Origin of the sequence: Asanoa hainanensis (assembly GCF_900188485.1) — a bacterium.
In the GTDB taxonomy this organism is placed as follows: Bacteria; Actinomycetota; Actinomycetes; order Mycobacteriales; family Micromonosporaceae; genus Asanoa; species Asanoa hainanensis.
Map to the genome: position 1 here is coordinate 100,779 of NZ_FZPH01000015.1, position 12,004 is coordinate 112,782.

The 12,004-nt window shown below is 72.5% G+C and carries 13 protein-coding genes; 6 read left to right on the forward strand and 7 right to left on the reverse strand.

The window, feature by feature from the left end; genetic code table 11:
- Positions 1-29: 29 nt before the first annotated feature.
- Positions 30-1,979, forward strand: coding sequence for an N-acetylmuramoyl-L-alanine amidase (locus CHC05_RS30490; RefSeq protein ID WP_089254065.1), 1,950 nt, complete (start codon positions 30-32; stop codon positions 1,977-1,979).
- Positions 1,980-2,036: 57 nt separating this feature from the next.
- Here CHC05_RS30490 and CHC05_RS30495 read toward each other — a convergent pair whose 3' ends face one another.
- On the reverse strand, positions 2,037-2,939 hold the full coding sequence (locus CHC05_RS30495) for a phosphotransferase (RefSeq protein ID WP_179266448.1): 903 nt from the start codon (positions 2,937-2,939) through the stop codon (positions 2,037-2,039).
- Positions 2,940-3,018: 79 nt separating this feature from the next.
- Here CHC05_RS30495 and CHC05_RS30500 point away from each other — a divergent pair, with 79 nt between their 5' ends.
- The 5 genes from CHC05_RS30500 (at position 3,019) to CHC05_RS30520 (ending at position 7,557) form a co-directional block, all read left to right on the forward strand.
- On the forward strand, positions 3,019-4,497 hold the full coding sequence (locus CHC05_RS30500; RefSeq protein ID WP_089254067.1) for an APC family permease: 1,479 nt from the start codon (positions 3,019-3,021) through the stop codon (positions 4,495-4,497).
- Positions 4,498-4,524: 27 nt separating this feature from the next.
- Positions 4,525-4,824 carry a PadR family transcriptional regulator gene (locus tag CHC05_RS30505; protein WP_089254068.1) on the forward strand — a complete coding sequence of 100 codons (300 nt, stop codon included), beginning with the start codon at positions 4,525-4,527 and terminating at the stop codon, positions 4,822-4,824.
- The gene (locus CHC05_RS30510; protein WP_089254069.1) at positions 4,821-5,528 is read left to right on the forward strand and encodes a hypothetical protein; all 708 of its coding nucleotides are present in this window, start codon (positions 4,821-4,823) and stop codon (positions 5,526-5,528) included. Before CHC05_RS30505 ends, CHC05_RS30510 begins: the two co-directional genes overlap by 4 nt.
- 61 nt (positions 5,529-5,589) lie before the next feature.
- Complete coding sequence (locus tag CHC05_RS30515) at positions 5,590-6,720, forward strand: baeRF2 domain-containing protein (protein WP_089254070.1); 1,131 nt, start codon at positions 5,590-5,592, stop codon at positions 6,718-6,720.
- A 105-nt stretch (positions 6,721-6,825) separates the two neighbouring features.
- Entirely contained in the window at positions 6,826-7,557 is a 732-nt protein-coding gene (locus CHC05_RS30520) for an SPW repeat protein (RefSeq protein ID WP_089254071.1), read from the forward strand.
- Positions 7,558-7,605: 48 nt separating this feature from the next.
- On the opposite strand, the gene CHC05_RS30525 is transcribed toward CHC05_RS30520, so the two are convergent.
- From CHC05_RS30525 to CHC05_RS30550, 6 genes are all read right to left on the reverse strand, one after another.
- A complete protein-coding gene (locus CHC05_RS30525) occupies positions 7,606-8,163 on the reverse strand; it encodes a protein-tyrosine phosphatase family protein (protein ID WP_089254072.1) in 558 nt (185 codons plus the stop codon).
- A 71-nt stretch (positions 8,164-8,234) separates the two neighbouring features.
- Positions 8,235-8,888, reverse strand: coding sequence for a class I SAM-dependent methyltransferase (locus CHC05_RS30530; RefSeq protein WP_089254073.1), 654 nt, complete (start codon positions 8,886-8,888; stop codon positions 8,235-8,237).
- 10 nt (positions 8,889-8,898) lie between these two features.
- A complete protein-coding gene (locus tag CHC05_RS30535) occupies positions 8,899-9,597 on the reverse strand; it encodes a DUF6390 family protein (protein WP_218824726.1) in 699 nt (232 codons plus the stop codon).
- Position 9,598: 1 nt separating this feature from the next.
- Entirely contained in the window at positions 9,599-10,651 is a 1,053-nt protein-coding gene (hypE, locus tag CHC05_RS30540; RefSeq protein WP_089254074.1) for a hydrogenase expression/formation protein HypE, read from the reverse strand.
- Positions 10,648-11,748, reverse strand: coding sequence for a hydrogenase formation protein HypD (hypD, locus tag CHC05_RS30545; protein WP_089254075.1), 1,101 nt, complete (start codon positions 11,746-11,748; stop codon positions 10,648-10,650). The genes hypE and hypD overlap by 4 nt, the downstream gene beginning before the upstream one ends.
- On the reverse strand, positions 11,745-11,993 hold the full coding sequence (locus CHC05_RS30550; RefSeq protein ID WP_089254076.1) for a HypC/HybG/HupF family hydrogenase formation chaperone: 249 nt from the start codon (positions 11,991-11,993) through the stop codon (positions 11,745-11,747). The genes hypD and CHC05_RS30550 overlap by 4 nt, the downstream gene beginning before the upstream one ends.
- Between the last annotated feature and the right edge of the window lie 11 nt (positions 11,994-12,004).

Here is a 12,004-nt window from a genome sequence, read left to right on the forward strand (position 1 = left end):
TGGCTCGAGGCAATCCCGGGAGGCGCAGGATGCGACGAACCCTCAGTTATCTGTCCGCGGCGACCCTCACGGTCGCGGGACTCACCCTCACCGGTCCGGCGCCGGCCAGCGCCGCACCGGCCGACCGCCAGCAGGTGTACGCCGCCGCGGCGGACGAGTTCGGCGTACCCGAGAGCGTCGTGCTCGGGGTGTCCTATCTGGAGTCACTCTGGAACGACAACGCCGGGCGGCCCAGCACCAGCGGCGGCTTCGGCCCGATGCACCTCACGGACGCGGCCGCCGTCAGGGCGTTGCCCCACGAGCACGAGGGTGCCTCCGGTGACCCGCGCGGCGACGACAGCCGGCCGCTGCCGGAGACCACCGCCACGGACGACGACCCGGCACCGGCGGCCGCGGCGCTCCAGACCCTCGACGCGGCGGCCGCGCTGACCGGTGCCGACAAGGAGACCCTGCGGACAGACCCGGCGGCCAACATCCGGGGCGGCGCCGCGCTGCTGGCCGACTACCAGCGGGCGCTCGGCGCGCCGGCCGGTGCCGACAGCGACCCGGCCGCCTGGTACGGCGCCGTGGCCCGCTACTCGGGCGCCGAGACGACGGAGGCGGCGACGGCGTTCGCCGACGAGGTCTACGCGACCATCCGGGACGGTGCCGCGCGCACCACGGACGACGGCCAGGCGGTGAAGCTCGCGGGGCGGTCGGTGGCGCCCCAGCGGGACCAGGCCGACCGGCTCGGCCTGCGCGGAACGCCGCGGCCGGACGGGCTGGAGTGTCCGGTGACCGTGGCCTGCGAGTGGATCCCGGCACCCTACGAGCAGTACGGCTCGACACCCGGCGCCTACGGCAACCACGACCTGTCCGAGCGGCCGACGCGGCAGAAGATCGAGTACATCGTCATCCACGACACCGAGGCCTCGTACGCGACGACGCTCAACCTGGTGCAGGACCCGACGTACGTGAGCTGGCACTACACGCTGCGCTCGGTCGACGGCCAGATCGCCCAGCACGTCAAGACCAAGGACGTCGCCTGGCACGCCGGCAACTGGGACGTCAACGCCCGCTCGGTCGGCCTCGAGCACGAGGGCTTCGCGGCCGACGGAAGCTGGTACACCGAGGCGCTCTACCGCTCCTCCGCCAAGCTGGTCCGCTACCTGGCCAGGCGCTTCGACGTGCCGCTGAACCGGCAGCACATCCTCGGCCACGACACGGTGCCCGGCACCACGGCGGCCACGGTCCGCGGCATGCACTGGGACCCGGGCCCGTACTGGGACTGGTCGCACTACTTCGACCTGCTCGGCGCGCCGTTGTGGTCGACCGGCACGTCGCTGACCGGCCTCGTCCAGATCGACCCGGACTACGCCAGCAACCAGCCGCCGTTTACCGGCTGCGTCACGGCCGGCGTGCCGTGCACTCCGCACGGTTCGTCCGCGGTCGTGCTGCGGACCGCGCCGAGCGCCGACGCCCCGCTGCTCACCGACCTCGGCCTGCACCCGGACGGGTCACCGTCCACGATGCACATCTCCGACCACGGTGCGCGGGCCTCGGCGGGCCAGACCTTCGCGCTGGCCGGCCGGGAGGGTGACTGGACGGCGGTCTGGTATCTCGGGCAGAAAGGCTGGTTCCTGAACCCGCGCTCGGCCCCGACCGCCAACTGGCAGCTCGGCCTGGTCGCGGTGCCGAAGAAGGGCAAGGCCACGATCCCGGTGTACGGGCGGGCCTACCCGGAACCGGAGGCGTACCCGGCCGGCGTGCCGGTGCAGGCGATCTCGCCGCTGCAGTACACGTTCTCGGCCGGGCAGCGCTATGCGGTCGGAGCGGTGCTGCCGGGCCAGTACTACCGGGCGACGACGTTCGCGGCCACCTCACCCGGTGACTGGACGGTGATCCAGGGCGACAAGACGTACGTCGAGATCCAGTTCGGGCAGCGGGTGGCGTTCGTCGACCGGGCGGACGTCGACCTGCGGCTGTCGATCGGCGGCTGATCCGCCGGAAAGCCAGTCGCGGCCGCTCGGGACATCGGGGTCCCGGGCGGCCGCGGCTCATTCCAGGAGGGCGTCCACGGCGGCCGGGGTCAACGGCCGCGCGAGCATGGTGGCCAGACGTGCCTCCGCACGCGACCGGTTCTCTTCGGACTCGGCTTCGTCGAGCGCCCGCCGGCCGTAGAACTGGAGCAGGTGCGCCTGCACCACGATCGCCATCGAGAAGTCCTCGGGCCGCAGCGTGATGTCCCCATAGGCCGCTGCCGCCTCCGCCGCGCCCGCTCCCAGGTCCCAGAGCAGCCCCGCCAGCTCCCGCTCGGGCTGGGCCGGGCCGCTGTTCTCCCAGTCGAGCACGACGAGCGGGCCGCTCGCGGTGCGCCGCACGTTCTCGCCGTGGAAGTCGCGGTGGCAGGTGGTCACGCGGGCCGGGTCGGGCGGGCGCACCAGCGCGTCGAGGGTGATCAGCTCGGGGAGGTGCGTGGCCAGGGCGGCTCCCCAGGGCGCGCCGACGGCGGACGCGGCCAGCTCGTGCCAGGCCGACACACCCAGCGGGTCGGCGAACCACGGCGCGACCGGGCCGCGCGCCGGGTGTGCGACCCGGTGCAGGCGGGCCAGCAGCGCGCCGAGCTCCTGTGCGGTGGGCGCGCCGGCTTCGAGGTCGACCCATTCGTAAACCCGCAACACCGCGCCGGGACCACGCACCGTCACGCGGCCGTCGGTGGTGTGCACGGGTGATGGGAGGGGCACACCGGCCGCGGCGGCGGCGAGCTGGAAGGCGACGTCGGCTGCCGCGTCGGCCTCGGCCACCGGGACCAGCGCTTCCTTGACCGCCCAGGCGCCACGCGTCGTGTCGAGCCGCCAGATCCGGCCCAGCTCGCCCCGCGCCGCGTACACCGGTGGCCCGAGCACCTCGCCGAGGCCGTAACGGGCCGTGACCATGGCCGTGACCTCGGTGGACAGCACGCCCATCATTGTCCTTGACGCCGTCGGAGAAGGCGATCAATATCCACTCGATCGCTGTCCACTCTGGAAGGCCGTTGCCATGTCCGCTCCCCCTCAATCGACCGGAACGCTGGCCTCCGGCCGGCTCGGCGTACCCGCGGTGCTCTTCTTCGTGATGTCGGCGGCGACCCCGCTGACCGTGGTCGCCGGCGTGGTGACCACCGGCTTCGCCACGACCGGCCTGACCGGCATCCCGGTCGCGTTCGTGGTCATCGGACTCGTGCTGGCGGTGTTCTCGGTCGGCTACGTCGCGATGGCGCGGAACATCGCCAACGCCGGCGCCTTCTACACCTTCGTGGCCCGCGGCGTGGGCCGCCCGGCCGGCGTCGGTGCCTCGTGGGTCGCCCTGGTCGCCTACAACGCGCTCCAGGTCGGCCTCTACGGCGCGATCGGATCGGCGGCGGGCCCGCTGCTCGACGAGTGGTTCGGCGTCAACCCCGACTGGTGGGTGATCGCGCTGGTCTGCTGGGCGCTCGTCGCCGTGCTCGGCGTGCTGCGCATCGACGTCAACGGCATCGTGCTCGCCGTGCTGCTGTGCGCCGAGGTGCTGATCATCCTGGTCTACTCGTTCGCGGACCTGGGCAGCCCGGCCGGCGGCGCGATCAGCACCGCCACCCTCGACCCGGGCAACCTGTTCGGCGACGGGGTCGGCGCGATCCTGGTGCTGGCGCTGCTCGGCTTCGTCGGCTTCGAGGCCTCGGTGGTGTTCTCCGAGGAGGCCAAGGACCCCAAGCGGACGGTACGCACGGCCACGTACGTCGCGGTCGCCGCCACCGCGGTGCTCTACACGTTCGCGTCGTGGGCGATGACGGTCGCGACCGGGCCGGACACCATCGTCGAGCGGTCGCAGCAGGAGAGCGTCGGCCTCATCTTCGGCCTGGCCGGCGCCAACCTCGGCGACGCCTGGGTGACCATCGGCGAGGTGCTGTTCGCCACGTCGGTCGCCGCCGCGATGATCTCGTTCCACAACACCATCGCGCGCTACATGTTCGCCCTGGGCCGCGAGCGGGTGCTGCCGGCCGCGCTCGGCCGCACCAGCCCGAGCACCCAGGCGCCGCGCAACGCGTCGATCGTGCAGTCGGTGATCGGCCTGGTCGTCATCGTCGTGTACGCGATCGGCGGCTGGGAGCCGACCGTCCACCTGTTCTTCTGGGCCGGCACGTCCGGCGGCCTGGGCGTGCTGTTCCTGATCACCCTGACCGCGCTCGCGGTGCTGCTGTTCTTCCGCCGCGACGCCCACGGCGAGTCGGCGTGGTCCCGCCTGATCGCGCCGGGCGTCGCCCTGGTGGCCCTGGCCGTCGTGGTGGTGCTCGCGGTGGCCAACTTCGACGCACTGCTCGGCGTGGCCCCGGACAGCGCCCTGGCCTGGGCGATCCCGCTGGCGTTCGTGGTGATCGGCCTGGCCGGCGCCGCCTACGGCCTGCGCCTGAAGTCCAGCCAACCCGAGGTGTACGCCGCGATCGGCTCGGGTGGCACCAAGCCACCCGCGGTCCCGGAACCGACCACTGTGGACGACTGACCACCGCGCCGACCCGAGGGCGGGCTCTTGTCCAGGGCCCGCCCTCGGCCACTCCACGGCTACGCCATCATCAAACGGGCCGAGGAGTTGTCCGGCGGGCGGGTGCGCATGGCCGCCGGCACCCTCTACGCGGCCCTCGATCGGCTGAACGCCGAACAGCTCCTCCGGGTCGAAGGGAAGGTGGTCAACGGTCGGGCCCGGCGCTACTACGACCTCACCGACGAGGGGGTGGCGGCGCTGCGCGCGGAAGCCGATCAGATGCTCCAGGCGGCGCGCGTGGTGACCGAGCGGCGTGCCCCGCGGGTGCGGGCGGTGAAGCCGGCATGAACCGCGAGAAGGCGCTCGAGGCGCGGTATCGGCAGCTGCTGTGGGCATATCCGAAGCAATACCGGCGCGACCGCCGCGCGGAGATCGTCGGCACGTTGCTGGACACCGCCCACACCGACCAGCGACGGCCGACGGTGCGCGAGGCGGCAACCCTCGCCGTCCGTGGACTGCAGACCCGCGCCGGGACGCACGACGCACCGGCAGCGGACCGGGGCCTGCGCGGAGCGCTGCGACTCGCGGCGCTCCTCATGCTGGCCTACGCGACGGCCGGCCCCCTGGTCGACAGCGGCCATATCATCCCTCGCATCATCGCCGACGGAGCTCTGCGCTACCCGTACGAGCTCGTCCAGCCGCTGGTTACCGTGATCGTTGGCTGCGCTGTGGTCGCGGTCGCCGCCGGACGATATGTGTGGGGTCTGCTGGCAGCCCTCGGCGCACTCACCTTCACCCTGGCCGTGCTGCGGTTCGCCATCAGCTACGACAGCGCCACCCACGACGTGGTCTTCCCGCCGTTCGAGCTGACCCGGGACATGGCGGCCGAGGAGCCGGCGACGTGGTTGCTGGCGTTCGCGGCGCTGCTGATCCTGCTCGCACTGTCACTCAACGGCTTGGACCAGCCCACCTGGCTCTGGACACTGCTGATCGGAACCGCCACCCTCGTCACCGCCGGCGCGGTCGGCCTGCACCGCCAAGCCCACATATAGCCATCGTCCCCAACACGCTCTCGGGCAGTGAGAATCCGAGCATCGCGGGTAGACGCGAAGCATGGATCTCTCCTACCTGCGGCCGATCTACGCGCAACCCGGGCCCTGGGCGTCGGTCTACCTCGATGCCTCGCGCAGTGACGAGAACGCCGAGCACGAGGTGGCGCTGCGCTGGCAGGCGCTCGCGGACCGGTTGGCCGCCCAGGGTGCCGACCAGCCGACGATCGACGTCATCGGTGACACGCTGACCAATTACCCCACCCAGCAGGGCCGGTACGGGCTGGCCGCGTTCGCCCGGGCCGGCCGGGTCGCGCTGGTCGAGCCGATGAACGCCCCGCCGCCGGTCGAGGAGGCCACGTACACGGAGCTTCCGCACGCGATGCCCCTCGTCGCCTACCGTGGGGAGGACATCCCGTATGTCCGGGTCGTCGCCGACCGGGCGGGCGCGGACCTGGAGGGCATGGCGGTGGCGACCACGCCGCGCCTGCGCGAGGTGGACCGCGAGGTGCGGGGCCGCGAGCAGTACCCGCTGCACAAGGCGCACTCCGGCGGCGAGTCCCGGGAAGGCGACCGGTTCACCGTCGACGAGATCTGGAAGCGCAACGCCGGTGACGTCGCCGCGGCGACGGCCGAGCTCGCCGAGGCCGTCGGTGCCGAGGTCGTGGTGGTCGGCGGCGACGTGCGTACCGTGCCGATGTTCGTCAACAAGCTGCCCAAGCGCTGGCAGGAACGGGTCGTGCGCACCGACGCCGGATCGCGGGCGAAGGGCGCTGACGAGGAAGCCCTGGACGACGTGACCATCCAGGCGATCGCCGACGTGGCCGACCGGCACACCCAGGGCGCGATCGACCGCTTCGGCACTCAGAACGGCGAGCACGTGGCCGCGAGCGGGCTGCCCGACGTGGTGTCCGCGCTGCAGCGCCGCCAGGTCGAGACCGTGCTGCTGGTCAATGACATGTCCTCGACCGACACGCTGTTCATCGGGCTGGACGACCCGTCGCTGGTCGCCGTCGACGCGGACACGCTGCGGGCCGTGGGGGTCGAGGACCCGCTGCGGGTACGCGCGGACCAGGCGCTGCTGCGGGCGATCACGGGCACGGACGCCGCATTGGTGCTGGTGGGGCCTGACGAGGTGCCCCTGGAGCACGGCATCGGGGCGGTCATGCGGTGGGCCGACCAGCCCTCACAGTGATATACCGCACTTAGTCCGTTTTCTGCCTGGCTTACGGGGTTTGCGGGCAGTTGCTAGGGGTAGCCAGCCAGTTGCGAGAAGTAACTACGCGCACCTGGAGGAACAATGTCCTACCCACGCAGAGCACGGCCGGACGACCCGGTCCGTGACGGGGTCACGGACCGCAACGGCACCTCCGGCAACGGCATGTCCGGTAACGGGATGTCCGGCAACAGCATGTCCGGCGGCAACGGGATGACCGGCCGGCATACCGCGGAGCCGATGGCGACCCAGGGCGGCCAGACCCGGATGGAGTCCCGCGGCGGGGCCTACGACGACGGTGGGTCGAGCCCGCGCATGGCCGACGGCGGCTACGCGGCCGCACCACCCGAGGCGATGGCGATGGCGGACCGCGTCCAGCAGACCGCGATCTCCCTGCCGAACGCGCTGCTCCTGATCGCCGGCGTCTGGCTGATCATTTCGCGCTTCGTGTTCGACTACCCGCTGGCCGGCGCGACCGCCGGCGGCGTGCTCAACGGCGTCGTCATCGGCATCGCGGTGGCGATCCTGGCGCTGGTGCGGATGTCCGCGTACCGCTCGAACCCGATGATCAACGCGGTCACGGTGGTCGCCGGCGGCTGGATGATGGCGTCGCCGTGGGCGTTCGGTTACCCGCACTTCGGCACCTTCGGCCGGCCCGGCTGGAGCGACATCATCGTCGGAGGCTTCATCATCGCCTTCGGCCTGCTCGGCGCGGCCGCCCAGATGGTGCGCCGGCCCAGCAGGGGCGGTTCCAGGATGACCATGATGAACCGCGGCGGCATGAGCCGCGGCGGAGGCCGCCTGGCAACCCGCTGATTCGGCACGGCAGCACGGGGCCGGGGTCGCACCCCGGCCCCTGCCGTGTCAGTGCACCCGCAGCCGCCCGATCGGGACCGCGCCGGCGGCGAGCCAGCGTTCGACGCTGTGGGCGTAGGCCTTCACCAGCACCGCTTCCGTGCGGTGGGTGGCGATCAGCTCCGCCGCCTCGTCCGCGTCGTGCCCCCGCAGCCGCAGCACCGCGTACGTCAGCAGGATCGAGCGCCGGCGCCCCTGCTGGCAGTGGATGAGCACGCGGGCGTCGGGCTCGTCGGCGAGCACCAGCGACACGTACTGCGCCGCCGCCGACCACAGCCGCGGATGCTGCGGCTGCCCGAAGTCCCACATCGGCGCGTGCACCACGCGGGTCGGCCCGAACAGCGCGCGCTCGGCGGCCAGGTCCTGCGAGAGCCAGGTCTGCGTGGTCGACCGGCAGTTGATCACGTGGGTGATGCCCTCTTCGCGCAGCAGCGGCAGCGTCTTGCCGGTGGGCACGCTGCCGACCGCGATGCGCTCGTCGCCGATCCAGCTCAGCCAGGAGTTGCGCTTGCTCGGCCCGTAGAACCGGGTGCTGTGCCGGTGGAACCAGCCGCGCCACCTGTCCATGACCCCCACACCACAAATGGTGGCAGGTTCCCGCACGCCGCGCGGAGGTTCGTGTCCGAGTGTCCGGGTCCTCAGCGGTGCAGCTCGACCCGCCACCGGAAGATGGGGTCGTCGGGCTCGCGGAGCTCGTCCACCCGGTCGACCCTCAGCCCGTCGACCGCGAACGCGTCGATCTCGTCGCGGGTCAGCGGCCACGGCGGCCCGGCGAAGTCCGTCTCCGGGTCGCGGCCGGCCGCGATCACCAGCAGCAATCCGCCGGGCGCCACGAGCGGACCGACCTGCCCGATCGCCGCACGCCGGGGCGGCTCGGGCAGCGACTGCACGGTCATGCTTTCCACGACCAGGTCGAACGCCCCGCGCCACTCCCCCGGCGGGTCGAACAGGTCGGCCACGACGTAGTGCACGGGCGAGTCCGGGTGCCGCTCCTTGGCGGAGGCGATCGCCGTGGCCGAGATGTCGAACGCGACCACGTCGAAGCCCAAGGAGGCCAGGAACTCGGCGTCGCGGCCGAGCCCGGCCCCGACCACCAGGGCCCGCCGACCACCGCCGGTCACCCCGGACCGGGCGGCCCACTCGGCGAGCAGGCTGTGCGGAGCGCCGCGATCCCATGGCACGGCAGCCGCACCGTTCGCGGCCGCCGCGTAGAGCCGCTCGAACCAGCCCGTCGGGTCGCCCTCGGCAATGGACCTGCTGGCCAGCTCGCGCGCGTACACCTCCGGGTCCATAAGGATCACCTTAGGTCCTGTAGCGGGCCTCCATGACCTCGATCCGCGCGGCCTGGTCGGTGGTGAGCGTGTCGCAGACCCAGTTCCAGTGCAGCGCCACCCGGTCGCCGGCCGCCAGCCCCGGCAGCAGTGACCAGCCCTCCACCGACCACCGCACCGACTCCCGCCTGGTCTCGCCCGGCACCAGGCCGCCGTCCGGTCCCATCGTCAGCGGCCGGGACTCCACGGTCGCGGTCTCCCCCGACACCGCGGTCACCACGCCCGTGCGGATGCGGCACTGGTCGAGCACCGAGAGCGCCTGTGGGTGGCCGGTGCGGGCCAACAGCTCCGCCCACGGGTAGACCTCGAACACCTGGAACGTGTGGTGCGGCAGCGCCCGGTCGGCCGCGGTCCGCCAGCTTCCCCCGGACTGGCCGACGAAGCGCGTCGTCAGGAACGACACCAGCGCCGCGGACGACACGCCGGCCAGCAGGTCGCCGCCGACCCAGTAGGCCTCCACCACCCGTTCGTCGAGGGGGTCGGCGATCCCGGCCGAGGACGCGAGGAACTCCAGATAGGACCACGCGCCCTCGAACCGGCGGGCCCGCCGCGCGATGTCCGCCGTGGCGTCGCCGCGCAGCATCGCCTCCGCGCCCGCCGGGCCGCAGTAGCCCAGGGCGTTCGGCGGGTACGCGTACCGCGCGAACATCAGCGCGCCCTCGGCCGACACCTCAGCAGATCCGTGGTAGCTGCTCGCCGATCGGCAGGCTGATCACCCGCGTGCCGCCGAGCGCGGTGCGGGCGACCACCATCCCGGGGTGCTCGGCCACGCACGTCCCGATCGCCCGCGCACCGGCGCCCAGCGGATGTGCCCGCATCGCGGCCAGCACCTGCTCGGCCGCGCCCGGTGCCACGATCGCCACCAGCTTGCCCTCGTTGGCCACCTGCAGCGGGTCGAGCCCGAGCAGGCTGCACGCGTCCCGCACCGCGGCCGGCACCGGCAGGTCCCGCTCCGACAGCGAGACACCGACCCCGGATGCCCGCGCGATCTCGTTGAGCGACGCGGCCACCCCGCCCCGGGTCGGATCCCGCAGCACCCGCACGTCACCGCCGCTGCCCAGCATCGCCGCGACCAGCCCGGCGAGCGGCGCGGTGTCGCTGAGCACCGAGGTGCCGAACGACAGGCCCTCCCGGCAGCTCAGCACCGCGACGCCGTGCACCCCGATGTCGCCGCTGACGAGCACGACGTCGCCCGGGCGGGCGCGGCGGGGGCCGATCTCGACGCCCGGCCCCACGAGCCCGATGCCCGCCGTGGTGACGAACACCCCGTCGCCGCTCGCGCTGTCGACCACCTTCGTGTCACCGGTGACGAGCCGCACCCCGGCGGCCGCGGCGGCCAGGCCCATCGCCTGCGCGATCCGGCCCACCACCGCGAGGTCGGTGCCCTCCTGGAGGATGAACGCCGTCGACAGGAACAGCGGCGTCGCGCCCGACATGGCCAGGTCGTTGACGGTGCCGTTGACCGCCAGGTCACCGATCGAGCCACCGGGGAAGAACATCGGCTTGACTACGTACGAGTCGGTCGAGAACGCCAGCCGCGCACCGCCCGCGGTGACCACGGCGGAGTCGCCCAGGTCGTCGGGCGAGGCGCCGAAGGCCGGCAGGAACAGCTGCTCGACGAGCTCGGCCGACATGGCACCGCCGCCGCCGTGCCCCATCACCACGGCCGGCGTGTCCCGCAGCGGCACCGGGCACGACCACGCCGCGAAGTCCACAGTGGTCATAGGGACACCAGCTCCAGCCGCCGGTACGCGTAGTAGGCGGCACACGCGCCCTCGGACGAGACCATCGTCGCGCCGAGCGGGTTGCGCGGCGTGCACTCCTTGCCGAACGCCGCGCACTCGTGCGGCTTGATGTGCCCCTGCAGCACCTCACCGGCCCGACACAGCGGCGACTCGTCGGTGCGGAGATCACCGACGGCGAACCGCTCCTCGGCGTCGAACTCCCGGTAACGCGACGACAGCCGCCATCCGCTGGCCGGGATCGTCCCGATCCCGCGCCACGTGCGGTCGGCGACCTCGAAGACGTCCTCCAGCATCGCCCGCGCCGGCAGGTTTCCGGAGTCAGGGACCGCCCGCGGGTAGGCGTTGCCCACCTCGGCCCGCCCCGCCTCCAGCAGCACGACGGTCTGCCGGATGCCCTCCAGGATGTCCAGCGGCTCGAACCCGGTGACGACGATCGGCACCTGGTATTTCTCGGCGAGGGCCGGGTACTGGTCGGTGCCCATCACGCTGCACACGTGCCCGGCGGCCAGGAACGCCTGCACCCGGCACGACGGCGACTCCATGATGGCCGCGATCGCCGGCGGCACCAGCACGTGCGAGACCAGCAGCGAGAAGTTGCGGACGCCGAGCCGCCGCGCCTGGTGCACGGTCATCGCGTTGGCCGGCGCCGTGGTCTCGAAGCCGATCCCGAAGAACACGACCTCGCGGTCCGGGTGCGCCTTGGCGATCTCCAGCGCGTCCAGCGGCGAGTAGACCACCCGTACGTCCGCGCCCTGGCTCTTGACCGTGAACAGGTCCCGCCCGCTGCCGGGCACCCGCAGCATGTCGCCGAACGAGCAGAAGATGACGCCCGGGCGCGAGGCGATGGCCAGCGCCCGGTCGATCATCTCCAGCGGCGTGACGCAGACCGGGCAGCCGGGCCCGTGGATGAGCTCGATGCCCTCGGGCAGGAGCTGGTCGATGCCGTGGCGGATGATCGAGTGGGTCTGCCCGCCGCAGACCTCCATCATCGCCCAGGGCCGCGTGGTGACGGCGTGGATCTGGTCGAGCAGCCGGCGCGCGAGCACCGGGTCGCTGAACTCGTCGAGATACTTCATTTGGCCCCGAACTCCTCCTCGAGAATGCCCAGTTGTTCGAAGTTTGCAAGCGTTTGCAAAGCGGATTGCTCGTCGAGCCGCTGGATCGCGAACCCGACGTGCACGACGACGTACTCGCCGACGGTCGCGTCAGGGACGTACTGGAGACAGACGTCCTTGCGGACACCGCCGAAGTCGACGTCGGCCATCAACGTCCCGTCGCGTTCGGCGATGCTCATGACCTGTCCGGGTACTGCCAGGCACACGGTGACGGTTC

Bases quoted from the DNA above. Each gene is read 5' to 3' on its own strand.
- CHC05_RS30520 (WP_089254071.1), top strand. From the start codon at position 6,826: ATGTCCTACCCACGCAGAGCACGGCCGGACGACCCGGTCCGTGACGGG.
- hypD (WP_089254075.1), bottom strand. From the start codon at position 11,748: ATGAAGTATCTCGACGAGTTCAGCGACCCGGTGCTCGCGCGCCGGCTG.
- CHC05_RS30525 (WP_089254072.1), bottom strand. From the start codon at position 8,163: ATGGACAGGTGGCGCGGCTGGTTCCACCGGCACAGCACCCGGTTCTAC.
- CHC05_RS30515 (WP_089254070.1), top strand. From the start codon at position 5,590: ATGGATCTCTCCTACCTGCGGCCGATCTACGCGCAACCCGGGCCCTGG.
- CHC05_RS30510 (WP_089254069.1), top strand. From the start codon at position 4,821: ATGAACCGCGAGAAGGCGCTCGAGGCGCGGTATCGGCAGCTGCTGTGG.
- hypE (WP_089254074.1), bottom strand. From the start codon at position 10,651: ATGACCACTGTGGACTTCGCGGCGTGGTCGTGCCCGGTGCCGCTGCGG.
- CHC05_RS30490 (WP_089254065.1), top strand. From the start codon at position 30: ATGCGACGAACCCTCAGTTATCTGTCCGCGGCGACCCTCACGGTCGCG.
- CHC05_RS30530 (WP_089254073.1), bottom strand. From the start codon at position 8,888: ATGGACCCGGAGGTGTACGCGCGCGAGCTGGCCAGCAGGTCCATTGCC.
- CHC05_RS30500 (WP_089254067.1), top strand. From the start codon at position 3,019: ATGTCCGCTCCCCCTCAATCGACCGGAACGCTGGCCTCCGGCCGGCTC.